The sequence below is a fragment of the Salinivibrio sp. AR647 genome, assembly GCF_001995415.1.
GTDB classification, from domain to species: domain Bacteria; phylum Pseudomonadota; class Gammaproteobacteria; order Enterobacterales; family Vibrionaceae; genus Salinivibrio; species Salinivibrio costicola.
Genome location: NZ_MUFE01000002.1, coordinates 132,856 through 156,860 on the forward strand (window position 1 = coordinate 132,856; position 24,005 = coordinate 156,860).

The following is a 24,005-nucleotide window of genomic DNA, read 5'->3' on the forward strand; positions in this document are numbered from 1 at the left end:
CCTGAGGGTAATGTCATGTTAGATACATTAATGTTGTCGCGAATGCAGTTTGCGGCCAACATCAGCTTCCATATTCTTTTTCCCACCATCACGATTGCACTCGGATGGATGCTGGTGTTTTTCAAATTCAGACACAATCGCACAGGTGAGCAAATTTGGCTCGACACCTATTATTTCTGGGTCAAAGTGTTTGCGCTGACCTTTGCGCTTGGGGTGGTCTCTGGTATCACCATGAGTTTTCAGTTTGGCACCAATTGGCCGGGCTTCATGGAAAAAGTTGGCAACATTGCGGGTCCTTTATTGGGCTATGAGGTGATGACGGCGTTTTTCATGGAAGCGACCTTCCTCGGTGTGATGTTATTCGGTAAAAACCGGGTGCCTAACTGGGTGCATACGCTGGCAACTTTGCTGGTGGCGATTGGTACCACGATTTCTGCTTTTTGGATCCTGGTACTCAATAGCTGGATGCACACACCAACCGGCTTTGAGATCATTGAAGGGGTGGTCCACCCAACCAGCTGGTTCGAGGTTATTTTTAACCCATCAATGCCGTATCGCTTAAGCCATATGTTATTAGCGTCAGGGCTGACCGCGTCTTTCTTAATTGCCGGTATTTCCGCCTATCAGAAATTGAAATCACCCACGTCCGGTGTGTCAGACAAGCCACTGAAAGTGGGGATTACGGCGGCCGCTATTTTGATCCCACTGCAAATCTTTATCGGCGACATGCACGGGTTAAACACCCTAGAACATCAACCGCAGAAAATTGCGGCGATGGAAGGGGTCTGGGAGACCGAGCAAGGCGCGCCATTACTGCTTTTTGCGGTACCTAACGAACAAACACGTTCAAACGACTATGAAATCGGTATTCCGAATCTGGCCAGTTTGATTCTGACTCACAAACTCGATGGTGAAATCAAAGGCTTGGAAAGCTTTGAGTATCATCCACCGGTGAAACCACTCTTCTTTGGTTTTCGAATCATGGTAGGCGTAGGTGTGCTCATGTTGCTGGTGAGCTGGTACACCGCGTACCGTGTATGGCGAAACCAGCCAATGCCTAAGTGGCATCTGATGGGGCTTGTGGCGATGACCTTCTCAGGCTGGGTCGCTACCTTATCGGGATGGTATGTCACTGAGATTGGTCGTCAGCCTTGGCTTGTTCAAGGTGTATTGAAGACGGCGGATGCGGTGACGACAGTCGCCAGTTCTAATGTAGGGATTTCATTAACCATCTATCTCACCCTCTATGCCGTGTTAATGGTGGCCTACATTCGAACCCTGTTCTTCTTGGCGAAAAAACGTTTGCCAGAGTATCAATCTGACGACGCAAACACCGCGCAGTCAACTAAAGAGGTGAACGTATGACCATCACACCACATTTACCTGAAATCTATCTATTGCTCTTTGGGTTTACGGTATTTATGTATGCCGTACTAGATGGCTACGATCTCGGGGTTGGCATGTTGCTCCCGAGCTGTAACCAAGCACAGCGCGATCGCATGATTGCATCGATTGGTCCTTTTTGGGATGCCAACGAAACCTGGTTAGTGTTGGCGGTTGGTATTTTGTTGATTGCATTCCCAACCGCACATAGCTTGATTTTGACTGAGCTATACTTGCCGACCTCAGTGATGTTAGCGGGATTAATCTTGCGCGGGGTCTCCTTCGATTTCCGTGCCAAGGTGCGGCCTGAACGCAAAGATCTCTGGGATCGTTGCTTTAAAGCCGGCTCTTTTATTGCAGCGATGACCCAAGGCTACATGATAGGCCGTTATGTGTTGGCATTTGATGAAAGCATCGGGGCGTACTTGTTTGCCTTATTAAGTGGCCTTTGTGTGACCGCAGCTTACATCTATATCGGCGGAACCTGGCTGGTGATGAAGACTGAAGGCGATTTACAAAAGCGAGCGGCTAAATGGTCGCGTCGTGGTGGTTGGTTAGCCGCGCTAGGCGTCTTAGCCATTAGCATTGTGAACCCACTGGTAAGTGAAACGGTTGCCGCGCGTTGGTTTGGCTTCCCTGAGATCTTGCTGCTCGCCCCCGTTCCATTAGTGTGTCTGGCGATTATGGTGCTGGTCGACCGATATTTACGCCATGTACCGGTTGAAAATGACGTGGGATACCAATTCCCATTCATTGGCGCGATATTCTTGTTCGCATTAAGCTTTTTTGGCTTGGCCTATAGTTTCTTTCCGGACATCGTCCCAGGGGTAATGACAGCACAAGAGGCAGCGAGTGCACCAGGTACCTTATTGATTGTGGGTTATGGTGCCATGTTTGTGTTGCCGATGATCTTCTTGTACACCGTGTTTGTCTATCGTGTGTTCTCCGGTAAAGCAACGGATCTTAACTACGAGTAATCTCTCTCACCGTTAGCCGTTTAACTGTTTTATGAGCGCCCAGTCCATCTTGTGATGGCCTGGGCGCTTTTTTATCCCTACATATTTGTCATTAACGCAAAAAAGATAGTCACCCTAAACATTGGTGACGTTAAATATTACATCTCGCTGGATTAGCTCTCCTGTCTATCAAGCAAAGACTTGATTTTTTCTGAGACCATTACGTTAGAGCTTGGTGCTCGATTCCATTTTTGTCTTGTTTTATCTGATGATCGGCGAGATGAGCGGGTTTTCGTTGGTTTTTTACGCTTTTTAGCGTTTTTGATGATGATGTCGCTGGTAATGAGTGAGGCTAAATCATAGCGCTTCTCTTGTTTATGGCCCTTAATAATCGCTTATGATAGTTGTATTTGTGGTCATTTATCGAGCGATTTGGTGATAAATACTGCTATCAGCACAAACAATTAGGTGACAAAAGAGTGAGGTTAAAATTGACTTAAATCATTGTTTTTGCTTTATCTAGCTGTTTTTTCGTGGGGTGGGGTGTAGCGAATTGGTTAAAAATAATGTTTGAGATCTAATGATTAGCGTGTAAGATTATCTTTAACTAATCGTTCAATTAAAAAAACGAATGGAGACGTAATGCCTAAGGTAGGGATGCCGGAAGTACGGAAACCGCAGCTGGTTAAGGCCACGATGACGGTCATCGGTCGAGTAGGGCTGCATGCAGCCACGATTTCTTTGATCAGTAAGGAAGCCGGCGTATCGACAGGCATTATTAACCACTATTTTGGTGGTAAGCATGGCTTGCTAGAAGAAACCATGCGTGTGGTTCTACGTGAGCTATCGGCGACGGTGATTAGCGCATTGCGCGAAACCCCACGCCACCACCATCAGGCGCGCATTAACGCGATCATTAACGCCAACTTTGAAGGGTTTCAGGCCAAATCTGATGTGGTTAAAACGTGGTTAGCGTTCTGGTCGTATGCCATGCATGACGATGAATTATACCGTTTACAACGCGTGAACGAAAAGCGCCTACTGTCGCATTTGCGCATTGAGCTACGTGCATTATTGCCGCTTGATCAGGCGGTGATGGTCGCTCAGGGGATTGCGGCGTTGATCGATGGTATTTGGTTGCGCGGTGCATTGAACCCTAAAGGTATTGATGCCAACAACGCTCGGACCATCATCAATGATTATTTGGATAAGCAATTGACCTTTTATGGTCGTCCTCAGAGCTAAGGCCGCAAACGCCTGACATATACACTCGAATACAAAAGAATTCAGGATTAATTATGGACGCGAAAACGCTATTTATTAATGGGCAACTGACCGCTGCAACCAGTGGCGAGCACTTTGCAACCGTCAACCCGGCCACGGGTGAAACGCTTGCACAAATTGATCAAGCTTCGGCAGACGATGTACAAGCGGCTGTCGATGCTGCCAAACAAGGCTTTGCAGTTTGGTCGCGTATGACAGCGATGGAGCGTAGCCGCATTCTACTAAAAGCCGTTGCCCTGTTACGTGAGCGTAATGATGAATTAGCGAAGCTCGAAGTACTCGACACCGGTAAGCCGATTCAAGAAGCGGTCGAGGTTGACGTGGTCACCGGCGCGGATGCGATTGAATATTTCGCCAATCTTGTCCCGTCCATGCAGGGCGAGCAACAACCGCTTTCTGAAAACCAATTCTTCTATACCCGCCGTGAACCACTTGGCGTGTGTGCGGGCATTGGTGCTTGGAACTATCCGATCCAGATTGCGATGTGGAAGTCAGCACCAGCATTGGCAGCGGGAAACGCCATGGTGTTTAAACCGTCCGAAGAAACACCGCTAACCGCCTTAAAACTGGCAGAAATTTTTGCCGAAGCAGGGATGCCAGCCGGTGTGTTTAATGTGGTTCAAGGTGACTACCGTGTGGGCCAAATGCTGACTGCACACCCTGAGATTGCCAAAGTCTCGTTCACGGGTGAAGTCGGAACCGGTAAAACGGTCATGGGTGACGCGGCTAAAACACTCAAGTCGGTTACTATGGAGCTAGGCGGTAAATCACCTTGTATCGTGTTTGATGATGCAGACCTTGATAATGCGGTATCGGCAGCTATGGTCGCGAACTTCTATACCCAAGGCGAAGTGTGTACACACGGCACCCGTGTATTTGTTCACGACAGCATTTACGACGCCTTCGTTGAGCAACTGAAAGCGCGTACAGAAAAGCTCGTTATCGGTGACCCAACCGATATGAACACCCAGGTCGGTGCGCTGATCTCGACTGAACACCTTAATAAAGTGATGACGGCGATTGAAACGGCAAAAGCAAGCGGTGCAACCTTGCTGACCGGTGGCTACCGCGTCACTGAGAACGGGCTTGATAAGGGTAACTTTGTCGCGCCAACCATCTTTACAGACTGTGATGACAACATGGCGCACGTGCGTGAAGAGATCTTTGGCCCCGTGATGTCGGTATTGCGTTTTTCTGATGAGGAAGAAGTCGTTGCCCGTGCCAACAATACCCATTATGGCTTAGCGGCAGGTATCTTTACGCAGAATCTATCGCGTGCTCACCGCATTATTCATCAGCTTGAAGCCGGTATTTGCTGGGTCAACACCTGGGGTGACTCACCCGCAGAAATGCCAGTTGGTGGCTACAAACACTCAGGTGTCGGTCGTGAGAATGGTGTCGAAACCCTCACACATTATACCCAAACCAAGAGTGTCCTGATTGAGCTTGGCGACTTCGCCAGCCCTTACGCCTAATTTCTAACGGAGCGACCAATATGTCACAACGCTACGATTATATTATCGTCGGCGCGGGTTCGGCCGGCTGCGCATTGGCCGATCGGCTGACCGAATCTGGCCAACATCAAGTGCTACTGCTTGAAGCGGGCGGTACCGATAAGAGTATTTTTATCCAAATGCCGACGGCTTTGTCGATTCCTATGAACACCAAGCGCTATGCCTGGCAGTTCGAAACATTGCCAGAGCCAGGCCTTGATGGACGTGAACTTCATTGTCCCCGCGGTAAAGTGCTCGGTGGCAGCTCATCGATTAATGGCATGGTGTATGTCCGTGGTCACGCTTGTGACTATGAAGAGTGGGTTGAGCACGGTGCCAATGGCTGGGATTACGCTAGCTGCTTGCCGTACTTTAAGCGTGCTGAAAGTTGGTCAGGCGGGGCAGATACCTACCGTGGTGGTAACGGTCCTGTCGGCACTTGCAACGGTAACGACATGAAATTAAACCCATTGTATCAGGCTTTTATTGATGCAGGGGTGGAAGCTGGGTATCCAGAAACCAAAGATTACAACGGTTATCAGCAAGAAGGCTTTGGCCCAATGCACATGACCGTCGATAAAGGTGTGCGTGCCTCAACATCAAACGCCTATCTGCGCCGTACCTTGAAGCGTAGCAACCTCACCTTGAAAAAAGGCGTGGTGACGCGCCGTATCTTGCTAGAAGGCAAGCGTGCTGTCGGTGTGGAATTTGAAAAAGGCGGCAACATCGAGCATGTGATGGCGGATAAAGAAGTGATCTCCAGTGCCGGCTCTGTTGGGTCGCCTCAGCTTTTACAGCTATCCGGTATTGGTGCGCGTGACGTGCTCGAAAGTGCAGGTGTTGATGTTCAGCACGAGCTGCCGGGCGTCGGTGAAAATTTGCAAGACCACCTCGAGGTGTATTTTCAATTCCATTGTAAGCAACCCATCACGCTGAACAGCAAACTGGGCCTTATTAGCAAAGGCATGATTGGTACCGAGTGGATCCTGACCCGTAAAGGCTTGGGTGCCACCAACCATTTTGAATCTTGCGCCTTTATTCGCTCACGCGAAGGACTGAAGTGGCCAAACGTGCAGTATCACTTTTTGCCTGCTGCTATGCGTTATGACGGTAAAGCGGCATTTGATGGCCATGGCTTCCAGGTGCATGTTGGCCCTAATAAACCAGAAAGTCGCGGCCATGTTCGGATTCAGTCTGCCGATCCGCATGCTAAGCCGGCAATTTTATTTAATTACATTACGACTGAGCAAGACCGCCAAGATTGGCGCGACACCATTCGTTTAACCCGCGAAATTATGGATCAAAACGCGATGAACGCATTCCGTGGTGATGAGATCCAGCCGGGTAAGGATGTTCAGTCGGATGAAGCGATCGATCGTTGGGTGAAAGAGAATGTGGAAAGTGCTTATCACCCATCGTGTACTTGCAAAATGGGCGCCGAAGACGACGCAATGGCGGTGCTCGATGAGCAATGCCGTGTGCGTGGAATTCAAGGGTTGCGCGTGGTGGACTCCTCTGTCTTCCCGACGATTCCTAATGGCAACCTGAATGCCCCAACCATCATGGTAGCGGAGCGCGCCGCTGACATGATCCTTGAGAAGCCACTCTTACCTGCCGAGCAGGTGCCAGTATGGATTGCGGCTGAGTGGCAAGACAAGCAACGCAATCAAAACGCGCAGAGTGACGATGCCACCCAAGGGTGAGCACACACTAGAAACTAATTAGTAAGCATTACAAGGAAACTAATATGTCAATGAATAAACGTAACACCACCAAAACGCTAATGACTGCCGTTGGCCTGAGCTCAATGATGGCGTTCGGCGCTGCAGCGAATCAGTGTGAAACCGTGCGTTTCTCGGATATCGGTTGGACAGACGTCACTTCAACGACGGCTATCACCACGGAAGTGCTTAAAGGCATGGGTTACACCACAGAGACAGATTTACTGTCACTGCCTGTGACCTTCTCATCACTGGCGTCGGGCGACATCGACGTATTCCTCGGTAACTGGATGCCAACACAGACAGGCGATATTAAGAAGTACATTGATAACGGCACTGTCGATAGCGTTCGCGCTAACCTAACGGGGGCAAAATACACCTTAGCTGTGCCTAAATATGTGTACGATGCCGGTGTGACTAGTGTTGCAGATATCGCGGAATATGCTGACAAATTTGATTCACGCATTTATGGCATTGAACCCGGTAACGATGGCAACACGCAAATTCAAAAAATGATCGACACCAACGACTTTGATCTGGGTGATTTCCGCCTAATCGAGTCCAGTGAAGCGGGCATGATTTCGCAAGTCTCACGTGCCGTTCGTCGTGACAAATGGGTTGCCTTCCTCGGCTGGGCCCCGCATCCAATGAACAGCAATTTTGATATGAAATATCTATCTGGTGCCGATGAGTACTTCGGCCCGAACTATGGTGGTGCCACGGTTCATACCAACGTACGTAGCGGCTATGTCGAGCAGTGCGCAAACGTGGGTCAAATGCTCGAGAATCTTGAGTTTAGTCTCAAGATGGAAAACGAAATGATGGGCAAAATCCTCAACGACGGTGAGAAGCCACAAATGGCTGCACGTGAATGGCTACGCAACAACCCAAGTGTGTTGAACAAGTGGCTAGACGGTGTCACCACAGTTGATGGTAAAGACGCTGTTGAAGCGGTCACTGAATACCTAAAAAAGACTGAAGCGTAACTATAAAAGTGTAGAAGGAGAGGGCGGTGTTAACGCCGCCCCTAAGGTTTTATTGTGAATATTATTACAGATAACAAGATCCCACTCGGTCAATGGATGGAAAGCGGTGTTGATTGGTTGACCATGAATGCCGCCGGTTTTTTTGATGCGATTTCAATTGGGTTAGATACTAGCATCACACTATTGGTCGATATTTTTAAATGGATGCCAGCAGCTGGTCCGATTCTTATGACCGCGGCTCTTGCTTGGTACCTGCAACGTCGAATTTCTATCGTGATCTTTGTTGTGAGTGCGCTCTTGTTGATCCTCAACCTGGGCTACTGGCAAGAGATGCTGGAAACCTTTGTTCTGGTTTTTGCCGCGACAACGATTTCCGTATTAATTGGCATACCGCTGGGGATAATGGCGGCGCACCGGCCTTTGGTATACACCTTTATGCGGCCATTGCTCGATTTAATGCAAACTGTACCACCGTTTGTGTATCTCATCCCAACGCTGGTGTTGTTTGGTTTAGGGATTGTTCCGGGCCTTATTTCGACCATTATCTTTGCTATCGCATCGCCAATCCGCCTGACGTATCTAGGGATCACGCGGGTGCCTGAAGAATTGGTCGAGGCGGGACGTGCATTTGGTGCCACTCGTATGAAATTGTTGTTTAAAGTGGAATTGCCGGCGGCATTGCCAAGCATTATGACAGGTGTGACTCAGTGTATTATGTTGTCGCTGTCGATGGTGGTTATTGCTGCGCTGGTGGGGGCTGATGGCCTGGGTAAACCGGTTGTCCGTGCACTGAATACAGTGAACATTTCTCAAGGGTTTGAAGCGGGTCTTGCGATTGTATTGGTCGCCATCATTCTTGACCGCTTGTGTAAAGCACCCAACCAAGGCAACGAATAAGAGGTAACCATGGACGCAATCGCAATTAAAAATTTAGATGTCGTGTTTGGCGATAACGTACAGCCAGCACTTGATCTGTTGGATAAAGGCCTTTCTCGGTCAGAAATTATTGAACAAACTGGACAAGTTGTCGGTGTCGATAATGTATCGCTCAATGTTAAAGAAGGCGAAATCTGTGTGCTCATGGGCCTTTCAGGCTCAGGTAAATCGAGCTTACTCCGTGCAGTTAACGGCTTAAACCCTATTAGTCGTGGTAGCCTCGAAGTCCGCGACGGCGATCAAATGGTCGATATGGCGACTGTTGATTCGCAGACATTGCGTCACTTGCGCACCAGTCGTGCTTCTATGGTGTTCCAAAAATTTGCCTTGATGCCTTGGATGACGGTTGTCGACAATGTGGCGTTTGGCTTGGAAATGAAGGGGATCAGCAAAAAAGAGCGCCGCAAGCAAGCGCTTGAGAAATTGGAGCTCGTTGGTCTAGATGAGTGGGCTAACCAATATCCTCATGAACTGTCTGGTGGTATGCAGCAGCGTGTTGGTTTAGCAAGGGCCTTTGCCATGGACAGCGATATATTGCTGATGGATGAGCCTTTCTCTGCGCTTGACCCACTGATCCGAGCCCAGTTGCAAGATGAGCTGTTAGAAATACAGAAAAAACTCAATAAAACCATTCTGTTCGTCAGTCACGACTTGGATGAAGCGTTAAAGATTGGTAACAACATTGCGATTATGGAATCGGGCCAATTGATTCAGCATGGCAAGCCGGAAGACATTGTATTACGTCCAGAAACTGACTACGTCCGTGACTTTGTGGCTCATACTAACCCATTGAATGTCTTAAAAGGACGCTCAATGATGAAAACGGCTGATAACTTAACGCGCGTTGAGAATCGTTGGAAAATCTGTGATCGACGTGAAATCTGGGTCACGGCTGAGCAAGATGGCACTTTCTCTGCAACCGCAGGCGATCAACCATTGCGTGTGGTTGAGTGGGACAAAGACACGCTCGATTTCTCACAAGTTGGCGATAACACCATTGTTGTGGCCTCACCCGATATTGAGATGCGTGACGCGATTGAAATTCGCTATAACACCAATACGCCTGTATTGCTGGTAGAAAATGGTGAATTTCTCGGTACCTTGTCTGATCATGACTTCTATCATGCTTTATTGGGTAAATTTCAGAAAAAAGACACAGACCAAGCGGCATAACTCACCACGAGTCAGCCCCATGTCTAGCCATACAAAAGGCCTGCTCGAGAGCAGGCCTTTTCTGATCATTGCGAAGTTTGTTGATAACCGAATAAATACTACGGCATGATCACGGTATCAATCACGTGAATCACGCCGTTGGACGCCATGACATCGGGTTTCACCACAGTCGCGTTGTCCACTTTCACATCACCGTAAGAGACTTTGATCATCACATCGCTACCTTGCACCGTGGTTGCTGTTGACATACCCATAACTTGCTCGGCTGTGACCTTACCGGGGACAACATGGTAAGTGAGGATATCTGTTAGTTTGTCTTTATTCTCTGGCTTCAGCAGTGTTTCTACGGTGCCATCTGGGAGCTTATCAAAGGCCGCATTGGTCGGCGCAAACACTGTAAATGGGCCATCACCTTTCAATGTATCAACCAGATCAGCGGCTTTTACTGCTGCGACCAACGTTGAAAAGTCATCATTTTTCATCGCAGTATCAACAATATCATAATCCCCCTTGTGGTGAGCAGCGACCGCGGAGCCCATGCTTGCGAGGAACGTGGCAGTGACTGCAAATTTGGTCATTGTGTGTTTTAACATCATTGTTCTCCCTTTCATTTTTTACTCCCCACCATGACGGCGATGCAACATTGCAAACGCTTGGTGACTTCCTGGGAATGATTAATTGACTGCCTTGTAGAAAACGAAGAGAGAGAGGAAGCCGATCACAGCGCCAAAAATATTCCTGGCCACGATTCCTTCTTTTACGCCTGATTACCTTGATATTCACGTGAAATTTTTCGAACAACTCATTCGCATAATTGTGATTGTCCGCACACTTTTATCGGCGTAATCTCGTGCTCGTTCCAACGCAATAACGCGAACATACTGTCGATTCTAGGGAGTATGCTTTGTGAGCAAGTTTCTGCGAAAAATAGCATTTTCAAAAAAATAGCCATTTTTCAAAATAGAGACAATGAGGTGACAAAGCATCCGCGTTATTGGCGTTTAATAGCAGTCAACCCGATACGAAAGAGGAAATAACCATGAAAAAACTTGCAGCAATTTTCGCCCTGACGCTCGCTTCAACCTCTGTAATGGCTGGTGGTTTAAACCTCGATGTCACCCCAGCTGAAGGCGGCGCTTGGGTAACCGTTACCGAGCAAGGCCAAGCGGTTGAAGGTGCGAAAGTGACCAGCGAATCCGGTCTGGATGCGAAAGTCACTGACGAGTCTGGTCGTGTATTTATTCATGCACAAAACCAGAACAGCCGTTCAGTCAACTATGTCGCTAACACAGATCAAGGCCAGCACGCTGAAAAAGCAGCCTTTGTACGTGGCGACCATAGCTAAGCATTGTTCGTGAGCCATCGTGGACAAATCTTGTCCACGAGTCATTGAGCATAAAAAAAGAGAGCATTACGCTCTCTTTTTTTATGCCTTTCGGTTAACCACAACCACGTTTTTAGAGCAACCACGTTTTCAGATCAACCATGCTTTTAGATCAAAAAGTGACTCGACTTGATGGGTTGGCGTAATGCCTGCTGGTGACGGTGTGTTATCGCTATTAAGCCAGCATGTATCAATCCCTGCACGCATGCCACCCAGCACATCAGAATGTGGATTATCTCCAACCATTAAGATTTTGTCCTTGGGGGGATTTCCCATTTTTTCAAAGGCATGTTCAAAGATCCGAGGGTCCGGCTTGGCGATGCCCACTTGCTCGGATATCACTAAGGTTGAAATCGCAGACTTCAACCCGGTTCTTTCCAGGCGGATATCTTGGAGAGCGGTAAATCCGTTAGTAATGATACCAATATGTGCATGTGGCTTGATCGCACTAATAAGATCGCGCGCGCCTGGCAATGGTTCGCAAATCTCAGCCATTGCATCTAAAAAACCCTGGTTCAATATTGCAGGCGCCACGTTAAGACGCTCTCCCCAACGCGTAAAACGCTCGGTTTGTAGCGTATGAGCATCAATTTCACCATCTTGATATTGTACCCACAAAGGCTTGTTTAGCTCTGAGTATTCCGCAAACGCGTGATGGTCAAAATTGACATTGTAGCGCGAAAACATACGTTGTAGTCCCGCAAACGCATCGAAGTGAAACAGGGTTTCATCCGCATCAAAAAGCACCCAAGGATATCGCATCGATTTAACTCTCTTAATGTAAAGTGAAAGAGTGTAACAGACCCAGAGGTTTGCTAGCGAGCCTCCACAAGCGACTCACCGTCCATGGTGATAAATAACGAAAACACAAAGTAATGTTGCTATTAAAGGGAGAGGTATAGCCCTGCCAAGGTGGCACTCATGAGGTTGGCTAAGGTTGCGGCAAGAATGGCGCGCATGCCTAATTTGGCGATATCACCGCGGCGCTCTGGGACAATGCCGCCCAAGCCACCCATTAACATTGCTATTGAGGTGAGGTTGGCAAAGCCACATAACGCAAACGTAACAATGGCTTGGCTATGGGGAGAGAGCGCTTCTTTTAGGTTCATAAAATCCGCAAACGCCACAAATTCATTCACAGCAATTTTCTTACCAATCAATGTGCCTGCTGTCATCGCCTCTTGCCAGGGAATGCCAATCAGCCAAGCCACTGGTGCAAATAGGTAGCCGAATAGCCACTCAAGGCTTAGTTGCGGCAAGTTTAAAATAGGCCCCAGTTTCCCTAACCCACCATTAATCAGCGCAATCATACTGATCACGGCGAGTAAGCTGGCCCCCACGGCCATCGCAATTTGTAAGCCACTCAAGGCGCCTTGCGTGCCAGCATCAATCACATTCACTGGTTTATCTTGATCGTCTTCGAGCGCTTGGTGTTGAGCATGATTCATGGGGGATTCGGTCTGCGGTACCATTATTTTGGCCATCATTAACCCAGCAGGTGCCGACATAAACGCAGCCGCGATCAGGTATTTCATCTCTACCCCCAAGCCTGCGTAACCCACCATGGTGCCGCCGGCGACTGAGGCGAGCCCGCCTACCATAACAGCAAACAGCTCGGAGCGAGTCATGGTAGAAAGAAAAGGTTTTACAACCAACGGCGCTTCAACGGAGCCAACAAAGATATTGGCCGTGGCAGACATGGACTCAGTGCGAGAAGTGCCAAGTACGCGGCGCAATAAGCCACCAATGAGGCGAATGATCCAAGTCATGACCCCAATGTGGTAAAGCACAGCGATCAGTGCAGAGAAAAAAACGATGGTGGGAAGTACATTAAAAGCGAAAATAAAACCAAGTTTAAACTTAGCCAGATCACCAAACAGAAATTCAGCGCCAATATCGCCAAAACTAATAATCGCCGACACGGCTTCTGATGCGTTAGCTAGAATACGCTGACCAAGCGGAACAGAGATGATAAAGCCAGCAAAGACGATTTGTATTAGGAACGCACCTCCCACTGTGCGCCAATTAATCGCGGAGCGATTTTCCGAAAAGACAACCGCGATAAGGAAGAGGACACTAATCCCCAAAAGGCCAATGCCAAACTGCATGATGTTGCTCCGCAAACGTTAAACTTAGGATGGAAAACGATTGCGGCGGTATTGTACGCGATTTTAATAATGTGACAAGAGTCACTTTTTGCCCTCTTTGTGTTCATTTAATTGCACTTGTGTCTATATTGATAAAAGGTGTGTTGTAGCTCGTAAATGATGCGTGACATCTTGGTTATAAAAGGTGTCGAGACGGGTTCTTCCTATCAGCATTGTGAGTGAAGATTGCGTTGCATCAAAAGTGTTGATGGTGACTGTGTCTATTTTTCATGGGCATCTAGAATAAAACCTGGCTATGATTCGAATAGGCCAAGGATAGTGCTATTTCCTTAGCGACACGATTATTTATAGTTCTGAAATAAAGAGTTCAAATAACTCGCTGAGCGAGTAAGGACGCGGGATTCGGGCTGATTTTTTCTTAGTAGGTGGTCACAAAATGAACATTTAGTTAGGCCCCTAATTAAAAAATTTTCGAGATGTGTTAATGTAGCCGACTGTGTGGTGATGACTGATCTTTTATTGATGTTAAAGATGGCTTAAACATCAATAAATAATGAGCTCGCTACCAACACTCACAGGCTTCCGAATAAACGGACTAAGGAGTTAACTCGTGAGCGATAAAAGCCATGAAGATATGATGACACCAGACGGGAAGGTTAACCCGATCGATACTGACTATCAGGTCGGTCAGGATAACGTAGCGCTGAAACTCGGCCCGTTTGGTTTTGATATTCATAACCGAGTATTTATGATTTCCGGGCTGTCGATTTTGGCCTTCATTTTTGTCACCTTGGCATTTCAAAACCAAATCGGTCCTGTTTTTGGGGATTTGCGTGGATGGCTAACCTCAAATCTAGACTGGTTCTTCCTTTCTGCAGGTAATATTTTTGTTGTTGCTTGTCTAGTGCTGGTTGTGTCACCACTGGGTAAAGTCCGATTGGGTGGTACTGAGGCCAAACCGGATTACGGCTATGCGGGCTGGTTCGCGATGCTTTTTGCGGCCGGTATGGGCATTGGCTTGATGTTCTATGGCGTGTCTGAACCATTGACGCACTTCCAAACCGCGTTAGGTGGAACGGCAACCGGTGCTGACGGTCTTCGCACTGACTGGGCGCCTTTGGGGGCGGCAGCCGGGGATACTGAAGCTGCTCGTCGCCTAGGTATGTCTGCGACTATTTTCCACTGGGGTTTACACCCATGGGCGATTTACGCGGTATTGGCTCTAGGCTTGGCACTGTTTGCGTATAACAAAGGCTTGCCTTTGACCATGCGTTCTGTGTTCTACCCACTGTTCGGTGAACGTGTTTGGGGTTGGACAGGGCACGTGATTGACATTCTCGCGATCATTGCGACCTTGTTTGGTCTTGCCACCTCGCTAGGCTTGGGGGCATCACAAGCATCCGCCGGTCTGCACTATCTGTTTGACACGCCCCTGGGTAATACCACCGAAGTCATGCTGGTGATGGGTATTACGGGCGCGGCGATCCTTTCGGTTGTTGCAGGGGTAGACAAAGGGGTCAAACGCCTGTCTGAAATCAACATGATTTTGGCACTGTTGCTGCTAATCTTTGTTATTGCCGTGGGTCCAACGATTGCCATCTTAACCGGCTTCTTTGGAAACCTAGGGGCATATCTACAAAATCTGCCTGCGCTGTCTATGCCATTTGGCCGTGAAGATGCGAACTTTACCCAAGGCTGGACTTCCTTCTATTGGGCATGGTGGATTTCTTGGTCCCCATTTGTGGGTATGTTTATTGCGCGTGTTTCACGCGGTCGTACTGTGCGTGAATTTATCACCTGTGTGCTTATCATCCCTTCAGCGGCCTGTGTGCTTTGGATGACCGCCTTTGGTGGCACGGCGATTGGTCAGTTCGTTAATGAAGGCTATACCGCTGTTGCTGATGCGGAGCTTTCACTCAAGCTGTTTGCGATGTTGGATGACTTGCCGTTGGCATCAATCACCTCGTTTATCGGGATTATCCTGGTTATGGTATTCTTTGTGACCTCGTCTGACTCGGGCTCATTGGTTATTGATACCATTTCAGCGGGCGGTAAAGTGAATGTGCCTGTACCACAGCGTGTTTTCTGGGCGTCTTTCGAGGGCTTGGTTGCGGTTGCGCTGATCCTTGGCGGTGGCTTGGTTGCCCTGCAAGCGATGGCGGTATCAACCGGTTTCCCATTCACGATTGTGCTGTTGGTCGCGACGGTCTCCTTGTTTAAAGGCTTGATGTCAGAGCCGCGAGGCTAGTTAGCGAAATAGCGTTAATCTAGTCAATGATGAAAGAGGCAGCGCACCATGCGTTGCCTCTTTTTTATTAGCGCTGTTTTATTGCCCTCTTTTTCAGCCCTCCTTTGCCGCTAATGTTCGTCTCTCGAGACGGAGCGTTATGAAGTGGTTAAATATTGACCAAGCTCGCCAGCCCTTTATTCACCTATTCATCTTGTGTGATATTCTTGCTGACTTTTCTGTCATTGCTTCTTTTTGCGTGCTGACGTTTACCTCGATATCGAGTGTCGTCCAGGCAGCGTTTAGCAATAATGACAGGTTGCCGAGTAGACGGAGTAAGGAGTTTACGTGTGAGCGATAAAAGCCATGAAGATATGATGACACCAGACGGGAAGGTGAACCCGATCGACACCGATTATCAGGTCGGTCAGGACAACGTTGCCCTCAAGTTTGGCCCGTTTGGCTTTGATATTCATAACCGCGTATTTATGGTCGCGGGTTTGGTAATTATGGCCTTTGTGTTTGTGACGTTGGCTTTCCAAAACCAAATGGCCCCGATTTTTGAGCAGATGCGTGCTTGGTTAACCGCAAATCTCGACTGGTTCTTTCTTTTAACCGGCAATGTCTTTGTCATCGCTTGTTTGGTGCTAATTGTCTCACCACTAGGCAAGGTACGGCTGGGGGGCACTGAGGCCAAACCGGATTACGGCTATGCTGGCTGGTTCGCGATGCTTTTTGCCGCCGGTATGGGCATTGGTTTGATGTTTTATGGTGTCTCTGAGCCACTAACCCATTTCCAAACGGCGTTACAAGGGACCGCAACGGGTACTGATGGTCTACGTACCGACTGGGCACCTTTGGGGGCTGCCGCCGGTGATACCGAAGCCGCGCGTCGGCTGGGGATGTCGGCAACCATTTTTCACTGGGGCTTACACCCTTGGGCGATTTATGCCGTATTAGCACTCGGTTTGGCATTGTTTGCTTATAACAAAGGGCTTCCTTTGACCATTCGGTCGGTATTTTATCCGCTGTTTGGTGAGCGTATTTGGGGCTGGACCGGTCACTTGATTGATATCTTAGCTATCGTCGCGACGCTCTTTGGTCTCGCTACTTCGCTTGGCATTGGTGCATCACAAGCATCCGGTGGTTTGCATTATTTGTTTGATACACCATTGGGGGCCACCACTGAAGTCTTGCTGGTGATCGGCATTACTGCGTTGGCGATCTTTTCGGTCGTAGCGGGTGTGGATAAAGGGGTAAAGCGTTTATCTGAGATCAACCTAGGCCTGGCGTTCTTACTCCTCCTTTTCGTGATTATCGTCGGGCCAACGTTAGCGATTCTGACCGGCTTCTTTGGTAACCTCGGGGCGTATTTACAGAACCTGCCGGCGCTGGCTATGCCATTTGGCCGAGAGGATGCCAACTTTACCCAAGGTTGGACCGCGTTCTATTGGGCATGGTGGATTTCTTGGTCTCCATTTGTGGGTATGTTTATTGCCCGCGTCTCACGTGGTCGAACCGTTCGCGAGTTTATTACCTGTGTGCTGCTGATCCCATCCGCCGCGAGCGTATTGTGGATGACTTCATTTGGTGGCACCGCGATTAACCAGTTCGTCAATGAAGGGTATACCGCAGTGGTTGACGCAGAGTTGTCGCTGACCTTGTTTGCCATGCTAGAAGGGTTGCCGTTAGCAGAGATTACCTCGTTTATCGGTATTATCTTGGTCATTGTCTTCTTTGTAACTTCGTCTGACTCCGGCTCTTTGGTGCTAGATACCATTTCGGCAGGCGGGAAAATGGACGTACCGGTATCGCAGCGCGTTTTCTGGGCAACCTTCGAAGGCCTGGTCGCGATCGCACTGATCCTCGGCGGCGGGCTTGTTGCGTTGCAGGCAATGGCGGTTTCGACGGGCTTCCCGTTCGCGGTGGTCTTGCTGGTGGCGACGCTCTCCTTGTTTAAAGGCCTTGCTTCTGAGCCGCGTGCAAAATAAAGAAGTGTGCTAACTGCTTGATAGTTAGCTAAGATAGAAAAGGCAGGCTTTCGAGGCTGCCTTTTTTTATGGCAAGTGATACGGCACACTGTGTCACAGCCAACGGACATTCTGATTCACTGTGTCCTACCACGATATTATCGCACGTTTAGGTGAGCGCTATGGAAGCTGAACAAATCGAGATTGCAACATTTCTTGCACAGTACGCCCCATTTGATTCAATGCCCGAAGAGGTGGTCGCAGAAGTGGCAACCAGCATTGAGATCAGTTATTTCCGTGCAGGCACCGATATTTTTGCTTACGGTGATGAAATTCACGACTTGGCGATCATGCGTAGCGGCGCTGTCGAGCTGTTTCGCCGTAATGGCACCTTGTATAACCGCATATCCGAGGGCGACATTTTTGGCCAAATGGGTCTATTGATGAACAATCGTGTGCGGATGCCAGCGAAAGCGATTGAAGACACTTTGATCTATTTTATTCCGGAAGCCACGTTTAATCGCTTGTTTGATGATTTTGAGCATTTTGCCGATTTTGTCGAGGTAGAAGATAGAACACGCTTGCGCCAAGCGGTATCAAGCCACAATGAAGCCAATGATCTCACCACCTCCAAAGTGAAGAAACTGATTATTCGCGACCCGGTGATGATTGCCAGTACTGACTCCGTGCAATATGCCGCGCAGGTGATGTCGCAAGAAACCGTCTCATCGATTTTGGTCATGGGTGATGAGCCCAATCCAGAAACAGGGCTCAAACCGGTACTGGGGATTATTACCGATCGAGACTTGCGTAACCGGGTGTTAGCAGAAGGTTTGCCTTATGAAACGCCGGTTCAGGAGATCATGTCGCCACAGTTGATTACCTTGGATCATAATGCGTATATTTTTGAGGCCATGCTGACCATTCTGCGCTCCAACTTGCACCATGTGCCGGTGCTACAACACGGCAAGCCGATTGGTGTGGTTGCCTTGTCTGATATTGCACGCTACGAGTCGCAAAACAGCTTGTTCTTGGTGGCGAGTATCTTCCGTCAGCAGTCGGTCGAGGATTTGGTGATCTTATCTAAGCAGGTCAAAGATTGCTTTGTACGCATGGTCAATGAAGATGCCAACTCGCATATGATTGGCTCGGCACTGTCGGTGATTGGACGCAGTTTTAAGCAGCGTCTTTTAGAGCTTGCCGAAGAAGAGTTGGGTGAGCCGCCTGTACCGTATTGCTTTTTGGCGATGGGCTCTATGGCGCGTGATGAGCAGCTGATTGTCACCGACCAAGACAACGCAATTATCCTTGATGACAACTACGATCATGGCCAACACAATGCGTATTTTGAAGCCCTGTCTAAGCGCGTCTCTGATGGCCTAAACGCATGTGGTTATACCTACTGCACCGGTAATATCATGGCGACCAACCCCGAGTGGCGTAAAACGCTGAAACAATGGGAGCAATGCTTTGCCGATTGGATAGATAATCCTAGCCCGCGTTCACTGCTCGACAGTAATATTTTCTTCGACTTGGATGGGGTGCATGGTCGCACGAACTGGGCCGAACAACTTAAAGCTTTCGTGGGTCGTCGCGCCCGTCGCAATAATCGCTTTTTGGCGTCCATGGCGCGTAACGCCTTGAACCGCACTCCACCATTAGGCTTTTTTAAAGATTTTGTCATGGAGCAAGACGGTCGCCACAATAATTCGATTAACTTAAAGCGGCGTGGTACCGCGCCCTTAGCCGACTTGATACGTGTTCATGCATTGGCGACCGATTCGCGCTCGCAAAACTCGTTTGAGCGTTTAGACGATATTATCGAAGCAGGGATTTTACCCAAAGGCCGCGGTCCCGATCTGCGCGATGCGATGGAGTTTATTTCGATGGTCAGGATCCGTCACCAAGCATTAGATATAGAAGCGGATCGTGAACCTGATAACAATATTGAGCCGGAGAACTTATCTGACTTTGAGCGCCGTAATTTAAAAGACGCCTTTCAGATTTTAAGTAATGCCCAGAAATTTTTGAAATTCCGCTATCAGCCCAATCGGTCGTAAAGGAAGGATATGTTCCACTTTAATCTTAGGAAAAAAGAGGATGCAGACCAGGTAGACTGGCGTGCGATGCTAGACACGAAACGCGAGACCGTGCAGCACGAAACCTTGCAGGCCTTTTATCAGCAAGGATGGGTGTCACCCGACACGCCCGTTTCGCAAGTGCCGTTTGTGGCGCTTGATTTTGAAACAACGGGGCTCGATAGCCAGCAAGATGCGATTGTCAGTATTGGCTTAGTGCCTTTTACTCTCAATCGTATTCGCTGCCAACAGGCCCAGCATTGGATTGTGAACCCCAACCGACCACTTGCCGAATCGTCGATTGTCATTCACGGCATCACGCACTCCGACATTGTCAATGCACCGGATTTTTCCCATGTGATTGAGCCATTACTCAGTGCGCTGGCGGGTTCAGTGGTGGTGGTGCATTATCGCCGGATTGAACGCGAGTTTTTGGATCGTGCGATAAAAGAGCGGCTAGGCGAGGGCATTATTTTCCCTATGGTCGATACCATGGAATTAGAAGCCTGGAAGCATCGCACCGGCAAGCGTAGCTTCGCTGACTGGATAGCCCGTCGGCCGCCAGAATCGATTCGCTTGGCTGACAGTCGGCAGCGCTATCAGTTGCCATTTTATCAAAGCCATCATGCGCTTACCGATGCAATTGCCACTGCCGAACTACTACAGGCACAAATTGCACACGACTTCTCGCCAGATACGCTCATTAGTGAGTTATGGCGATAATAAACAAAGACACAATGAACGTTTCTCGTGTGGTTTCCGTATTCGTCGACAAGGCGTATAATTTGCGTGCTACAAGCCAGTGACGGAAAGTAAGAGGAACACAAATGACATTGATCCACGTAGTAGAGGGGCTGGCATTCGGTCTCGGGGTGCTGTTGTTATCATCGTCGGTTGGCTTTGCCTATTGGGGATTGACGCTCAAACCGGAAGAAGCAGAAGACATGACAGCGCGTAAAATTGAGTTGGGTTTTTACGCCGGCGCGTGTCTGGTTTTTACGCTGTTAATCGGGTATTGGTTGAGCGTGTAAGTTCATCGCCTTAAAAAGTGAGCCCAATAAAAAACCACCGAATCATCGGTGGTTTTTTTGTTCGATTATCGGCTTGGCATTACCAAACGTCTTTATCGATTTGCTTATCCAGTTTCGGGAATTTGGTACGATCAAAGGTCGGGTTTTTACCCGCACGACGCTGGTCTTCGTAGTCTTTCATCAAGGCGAACGCGACGCCAGACAGCAGCGCAATCGCGACCAAGTTAATCACGGCCATCATCCCCATTGATAAGTCAGCAAAGCTCCAAATCAGTGGCAGATCCATCACCGCGCCCATCAGCACCATTGCGAGCACCGCAATACGATACAACAAGATGGCTTTACGACACTTAAAGATATACTCGATGTTCGACTCGCCATACGAATAGTTGGCAATGATCGAGGTAAAGGCAAACAGCAGAATCGCGATGGCGATAAAGGCAGCGCCCCAATCACCGACTTGGCTGACCAAGGCTTCTTGCGTCAGTGCAATACCTGTCAGGCCGCTCTCAGGCTCAAGCATGCCTGAGATCAAGATAATCGATGCGGTCGCGGTACAAATGACAATGGTATCGACGAAGACACCCAGCATCTGAACGTAGCCCTGCGCGGCAGGATGATTCGGCTTGGTAGTCGCCGTTGCCGCAGCATTAGGGGCTGAACCCATACCTGCTTCGTTTGAGAACAAGCCGCGTTTAATCCCTTGCATCATTGCTTGTGCGATCGCATAGCCCATGGCACCGCCTGCAGCCTGCTCCAAGCCTAATGCGCTTTTGACAATGGTTGTAATCACTGCGGGAAGCTGTTCGATGTTCATGGCAACCACGACCAAGGCAACCAATAAATAAGCCAGTGCCATAAAGGGGACAATCAGCTCTGCAACGCGTGCGACTGAGCGCATACCGCCAAAAATAACCGGTGCGGTGACTAACGCCAGACCAATACCGACAGCGAGATCATTAAAGCCAAACGCGGTGTCCATGGCTGCGGCAATAGAATTCGATTGCACCCCGTTAAAAGCCAAACCAAAGGCGATAATCAAGCAAATGGCAAATGCAATCCCAAGCCAACGTTGACCCAAGCCTTTTTCGATGTAGTAAGCCGGGCCTCCGCGGTAGGTTTTGTCGTTGTGGTTCACTTTGTACGCTTGCGCGAGAGTGGATTCGACAAAGCTGGTGGCCATACCGACCAGGGCGGTTAGCCACATCCAGAAAATAGCACCCGGGCCACCAAGATACAGCGCCACCGCGACACCCGCCATATTCCCGGTGCCGACACGCGCGGCAAGACTGGTACTGAATGCTTGGAACGACGAGATCCCGCCTGATGCGCCATTACGGCTGTCTGCCATCAGTTTAAACATGTGGCCAAAGTTACGGAATTGAATAAAGCCTGATCGCACCGTGAAGTACAAGCCTAAGCCAATCAAAAGATAAATCAGTACGCTGCCCCAAAGGAGGCCGTTACCTGTATCGACTACGGACACAAATAGATTTTTAAGTAGTTCCATCATTAAACTCTGTTTTGTCTGTTGGGAGACGCCTTGCACGGTTGTTGCTCGGGCCATAACCCGATGATTACCGAATGCGAGGGTCGACAACCACTGTCCTTGTGAGATCGCTGCCATCCATGCAGGTGAGCAACGCGTCACTCGAGAAAGTCATGCATCAAGGCCTGATATGACGAGTGGACGTTGAGTCTGCAACAGCATTTTGAATCCATGCTCGGCTGTTGCCAGAGTGCGCTTTGATTAGCCATGCCGATGTTTCAACGCACCGGTACACTAATTGGAGCACGCCGGATAATACCGATATTTGTGAGACAAAACACTATATGATTAGCGAAGTGTTGGTTTTTTAATCGGTTGCATGTGTTAATAACAGCACTAAAAACTGTAACCAAAATGTAATGCTTTGCAGGCTAATTGCTTGATGTTAAAGCAGTCCAGGTTCAAGGAGTTAAATAATATAGCGTAAATAATGACTATTTATTCATATTGTTAAGACTGAACAAAATGTGATCGACAGCACGTAATATCAGCAAAATCGAGTGGTAAGCATGCAAGCCATTCGGAAACGCCAACCGTTTTTGTCAGAAAAAGTAGCGGCCGCATGCCTAATTGATTAGGGAGGTGAGTTTTTTTTCGCCAGCAGATCGCGTCTCACCATCTCAATCGCAGATAAAGCGGTATCTGGATCAATGGCATGGTTTTCGAGCAAGTAAATAAGATCGACAGCGAGTTTGACGTCATCAGGAGCGTTTTCTAAGGCGCTTGGTGTCGACGCGTGCGGGTTAGTCATGATACCTCCGGGCTGGATGCAAAATCAGCAAAGTGAATAAGGGCCGCTTGAATGAGTTGTTCGTGCAACGGCACCAAACTGGTGTGCGAGTCATGGTATCCGCCACCAATCACCGCGGCGACCGGAATATCATGCTTGGCACAGCGTGAGAGTACCCCGCTATCGCGTTGATAAATGCCCTCGGTCGATAACGCCAAATAGCCAAGCGCATCGGCTTGGTGGACATCGACCCCCGCATCATAAATCACCATATCAGGGCGGTATTGTGCGAGGGCGAGATCTAACAAGGGCAAAAAAGCGCTGAGATAGTCCTGATCGCCTGTGCCTGTTGGCAGGGGTAAGTCCAAATCGGAGGGCGGTTTGCGTGAGGGAAAATTTTTCTCGCAATGGACAGAAAACGTCACAATATCGGGGTGGTCGGCGGCCAAGGCGGCGGTGCCATCGCCATGATGTACATCACAATCGACAATCATCACCTTATCAATGCCTGGCTGGGTGAGCGCATGGCGGGCGGCAATCATCAAATCATTAAATAAACAAAAGCCGCTGCCAAAGTCGTAGTGCGCATGGTGATAGCCGCCGGTGAGATGAATAGCAAGGCCTGAATCTAGAGCGTGATCGACCGTCAGTGTGGTGCCGCCGAGCGAGGTTAAACTGCGTGCGATCAGTGCGTCGCTCCATGGAAAACCAATCCGACGCATTTTGACTAAAGGGAGATCCCCTGCCAGCAACTGACTGACATACGCGGGATCATGAACAGCATCAATCACTTTTCGAGTGGCCGGGATCGGTTGATGAAATTCAACCGGTAACGCCAGGCGTTGTAACCGCTCAAACAACAATCGGTATTTTTGCAAAGGGTAGCGGTGGCCGTCGGGAAGGGGAAAGTCCGAGTACACCGGATGATAAATCAATGGCAGCACGTATCTCTCCTGGTTGAGCGCTCGGGTTTGATGCTTGGTGTGAGCTGAACGT

The 24,005-nt window shown here is 48.9% G+C and carries 20 protein-coding genes; 14 read left to right on the forward strand and 6 right to left on the reverse strand.

Annotated features, from left to right (window positions below; genetic code table 11):
• The first annotated feature begins 15 nt into the window (after nucleotides 1-15).
• From BZG76_RS03165 to choV, 8 genes are all read left to right on the forward strand, one after another.
• Complete coding sequence (locus tag BZG76_RS03165; RefSeq protein ID WP_021022512.1) at nucleotides 16-1,365, forward strand: cytochrome ubiquinol oxidase subunit I; 1,350 nt, start codon at nucleotides 16-18, stop codon at nucleotides 1,363-1,365.
• A complete protein-coding gene (gene cydB, locus BZG76_RS03170; protein WP_021022511.1) occupies nucleotides 1,362-2,360 on the forward strand; it encodes a cytochrome d ubiquinol oxidase subunit II in 999 nt (332 codons plus the stop codon). The genes BZG76_RS03165 and cydB overlap by 4 nt, the downstream gene beginning before the upstream one ends.
• A gap of 621 nt (nucleotides 2,361-2,981) precedes the next feature.
• Nucleotides 2,982-3,584, forward strand: a complete 603-nt coding sequence (gene betI / locus BZG76_RS03175) for a transcriptional regulator BetI (RefSeq protein ID WP_021022510.1) — start codon at nucleotides 2,982-2,984, stop codon at nucleotides 3,582-3,584.
• A gap of 53 nt (nucleotides 3,585-3,637) precedes the next feature.
• Entirely contained in the window at nucleotides 3,638-5,098 is a 1,461-nt protein-coding gene (gene betB / locus BZG76_RS03180) for a betaine-aldehyde dehydrogenase (protein WP_077460134.1), read from the forward strand.
• Nucleotides 5,099-5,118: 20 nt separating this feature from the next.
• On the forward strand, nucleotides 5,119-6,819 hold the full coding sequence (gene betA / locus BZG76_RS03185; protein WP_077460135.1) for a choline dehydrogenase: 1,701 nt from the start codon (nucleotides 5,119-5,121) through the stop codon (nucleotides 6,817-6,819).
• A gap of 44 nt (nucleotides 6,820-6,863) precedes the next feature.
• A complete protein-coding gene (locus tag BZG76_RS03190; protein WP_241824037.1) occupies nucleotides 6,864-7,823 on the forward strand; it encodes a choline ABC transporter substrate-binding protein in 960 nt (319 codons plus the stop codon).
• A 54-nt stretch (nucleotides 7,824-7,877) separates the two neighbouring features.
• Nucleotides 7,878-8,720: a choline ABC transporter permease subunit gene (gene choW, locus BZG76_RS03195; RefSeq protein WP_021022506.1), complete on the forward strand. Its 843-nt coding sequence runs from the start codon at nucleotides 7,878-7,880 to the stop codon at nucleotides 8,718-8,720.
• Between the two features lie 9 nt (nucleotides 8,721-8,729).
• Nucleotides 8,730-9,932, forward strand: coding sequence for a choline ABC transporter ATP-binding protein (gene choV, locus BZG76_RS03200; RefSeq protein WP_077460136.1), 1,203 nt, complete (start codon nucleotides 8,730-8,732; stop codon nucleotides 9,930-9,932).
• 98 nt (nucleotides 9,933-10,030) lie between these two features.
• Here the strand turns inward: choV and BZG76_RS03205 are convergent, their stop codons facing one another.
• Nucleotides 10,031-10,528 (reverse strand): fasciclin domain-containing protein, encoded by a 498-nt coding sequence (locus BZG76_RS03205; protein WP_077460137.1) that lies wholly within the window; start codon nucleotides 10,526-10,528, stop codon nucleotides 10,031-10,033.
• A gap of 443 nt (nucleotides 10,529-10,971) precedes the next feature.
• Here BZG76_RS03205 and BZG76_RS03210 point away from each other — a divergent pair, with 443 nt between their 5' ends.
• Nucleotides 10,972-11,277: a hypothetical protein gene (locus BZG76_RS03210; protein ID WP_021022504.1), complete on the forward strand. Its 306-nt coding sequence runs from the start codon at nucleotides 10,972-10,974 to the stop codon at nucleotides 11,275-11,277.
• Between the two features lie 129 nt (nucleotides 11,278-11,406).
• On the opposite strand, the gene yjjG is transcribed toward BZG76_RS03210, so the two are convergent.
• Nucleotides 11,407-12,078: a pyrimidine 5'-nucleotidase gene (gene yjjG, locus BZG76_RS03215; protein ID WP_077460138.1), complete on the reverse strand. Its 672-nt coding sequence runs from the start codon at nucleotides 12,076-12,078 to the stop codon at nucleotides 11,407-11,409.
• A 122-nt stretch (nucleotides 12,079-12,200) separates the two neighbouring features.
• Nucleotides 12,201-13,424 carry a NupC/NupG family nucleoside CNT transporter gene (locus BZG76_RS03220; RefSeq protein WP_077460139.1) on the reverse strand — a complete coding sequence of 408 codons (1,224 nt, stop codon included), beginning with the start codon at nucleotides 13,422-13,424 and terminating at the stop codon, nucleotides 12,201-12,203.
• Between the two features lie 634 nt (nucleotides 13,425-14,058).
• Here BZG76_RS03220 and BZG76_RS03225 point away from each other — a divergent pair.
• The 5 genes from BZG76_RS03225 (at nucleotide 14,059) to BZG76_RS03245 (ending at nucleotide 20,730) form a co-directional block, all read left to right on the forward strand.
• Complete coding sequence (locus BZG76_RS03225) at nucleotides 14,059-15,672, forward strand: BCCT family transporter (protein ID WP_198532296.1); 1,614 nt, start codon at nucleotides 14,059-14,061, stop codon at nucleotides 15,670-15,672.
• A gap of 353 nt (nucleotides 15,673-16,025) precedes the next feature.
• Nucleotides 16,026-17,642, forward strand: a complete 1,617-nt coding sequence (locus BZG76_RS03230) for a BCCT family transporter (RefSeq protein ID WP_236719489.1) — start codon at nucleotides 16,026-16,028, stop codon at nucleotides 17,640-17,642.
• Between the two features lie 161 nt (nucleotides 17,643-17,803).
• A complete protein-coding gene (locus tag BZG76_RS03235; protein WP_021022499.1) occupies nucleotides 17,804-19,681 on the forward strand; it encodes a DUF294 nucleotidyltransferase-like domain-containing protein in 1,878 nt (625 codons plus the stop codon).
• Between the two features lie 9 nt (nucleotides 19,682-19,690).
• Entirely contained in the window at nucleotides 19,691-20,422 is a 732-nt protein-coding gene (locus BZG76_RS03240; protein ID WP_077460142.1) for a 3'-5' exonuclease, read from the forward strand.
• Nucleotides 20,423-20,526: 104 nt separating this feature from the next.
• A complete protein-coding gene (locus BZG76_RS03245; RefSeq protein WP_021022497.1) occupies nucleotides 20,527-20,730 on the forward strand; it encodes a hypothetical protein in 204 nt (67 codons plus the stop codon).
• A gap of 79 nt (nucleotides 20,731-20,809) precedes the next feature.
• Here the strand turns inward: BZG76_RS03245 and BZG76_RS03250 are convergent, their stop codons facing one another.
• From BZG76_RS03250 to BZG76_RS03260, 3 genes are all read right to left on the reverse strand, one after another.
• Nucleotides 20,810-22,240, reverse strand: coding sequence for an alanine/glycine:cation symporter family protein (locus BZG76_RS03250; RefSeq protein ID WP_077460143.1), 1,431 nt, complete (start codon nucleotides 22,238-22,240; stop codon nucleotides 20,810-20,812).
• A gap of 613 nt (nucleotides 22,241-22,853) precedes the next feature.
• Nucleotides 22,854-23,030 (reverse strand): pleiotropic regulatory protein RsmS, encoded by a 177-nt coding sequence (gene rsmS / locus BZG76_RS03255; RefSeq protein WP_077460144.1) that lies wholly within the window; start codon nucleotides 23,028-23,030, stop codon nucleotides 22,854-22,856.
• Nucleotides 23,027-23,953: a histone deacetylase family protein gene (locus BZG76_RS03260; RefSeq protein ID WP_077460145.1), complete on the reverse strand. Its 927-nt coding sequence runs from the start codon at nucleotides 23,951-23,953 to the stop codon at nucleotides 23,027-23,029. Before BZG76_RS03260 ends, rsmS begins: the two co-directional genes overlap by 4 nt.
• Nucleotides 23,954-24,005: the final 52 nt, after the last annotated feature.

Excerpts from the sequence above, each read along its gene's own strand:
- rsmS (WP_077460144.1), bottom strand. The coding sequence starts at position 23,030 with ATGACTAACCCGCACGCGTCGACACCAAGCGCCTTAGAAAACGCTCCT.
- BZG76_RS03205 (WP_077460137.1), bottom strand. The coding sequence starts at position 10,528 with ATGATGTTAAAACACACAATGACCAAATTTGCAGTCACTGCCACGTTC.
- BZG76_RS03250 (WP_077460143.1), bottom strand. The coding sequence starts at position 22,240 with ATGGAACTACTTAAAAATCTATTTGTGTCCGTAGTCGATACAGGTAAC.
- BZG76_RS03210 (WP_021022504.1), top strand. The coding sequence starts at position 10,972 with ATGAAAAAACTTGCAGCAATTTTCGCCCTGACGCTCGCTTCAACCTCT.
- BZG76_RS03240 (WP_077460142.1), top strand. The coding sequence starts at position 19,691 with ATGTTCCACTTTAATCTTAGGAAAAAAGAGGATGCAGACCAGGTAGAC.
- BZG76_RS03245 (WP_021022497.1), top strand. The coding sequence starts at position 20,527 with ATGACATTGATCCACGTAGTAGAGGGGCTGGCATTCGGTCTCGGGGTG.
- betI (WP_021022510.1), top strand. The coding sequence starts at position 2,982 with ATGCCTAAGGTAGGGATGCCGGAAGTACGGAAACCGCAGCTGGTTAAG.
- BZG76_RS03235 (WP_021022499.1), top strand. The coding sequence starts at position 17,804 with ATGGAAGCTGAACAAATCGAGATTGCAACATTTCTTGCACAGTACGCC.
- cydB (WP_021022511.1), top strand. The coding sequence starts at position 1,362 with ATGACCATCACACCACATTTACCTGAAATCTATCTATTGCTCTTTGGG.
- choV (WP_077460136.1), top strand. The coding sequence starts at position 8,730 with ATGGACGCAATCGCAATTAAAAATTTAGATGTCGTGTTTGGCGATAAC.
- BZG76_RS03225 (WP_198532296.1), top strand. The coding sequence starts at position 14,059 with ATGATGACACCAGACGGGAAGGTTAACCCGATCGATACTGACTATCAG.
- yjjG (WP_077460138.1), bottom strand. The coding sequence starts at position 12,078 with ATGCGATATCCTTGGGTGCTTTTTGATGCGGATGAAACCCTGTTTCAC.
- betB (WP_077460134.1), top strand. The coding sequence starts at position 3,638 with ATGGACGCGAAAACGCTATTTATTAATGGGCAACTGACCGCTGCAACC.
- BZG76_RS03165 (WP_021022512.1), top strand. The coding sequence starts at position 16 with ATGTTAGATACATTAATGTTGTCGCGAATGCAGTTTGCGGCCAACATC.
- BZG76_RS03190 (WP_241824037.1), top strand. The coding sequence starts at position 6,864 with ATGTCAATGAATAAACGTAACACCACCAAAACGCTAATGACTGCCGTT.
- BZG76_RS03230 (WP_236719489.1), top strand. The coding sequence starts at position 16,026 with ATGATGACACCAGACGGGAAGGTGAACCCGATCGACACCGATTATCAG.
- betA (WP_077460135.1), top strand. The coding sequence starts at position 5,119 with ATGTCACAACGCTACGATTATATTATCGTCGGCGCGGGTTCGGCCGGC.
- BZG76_RS03220 (WP_077460139.1), bottom strand. The coding sequence starts at position 13,424 with ATGCAGTTTGGCATTGGCCTTTTGGGGATTAGTGTCCTCTTCCTTATC.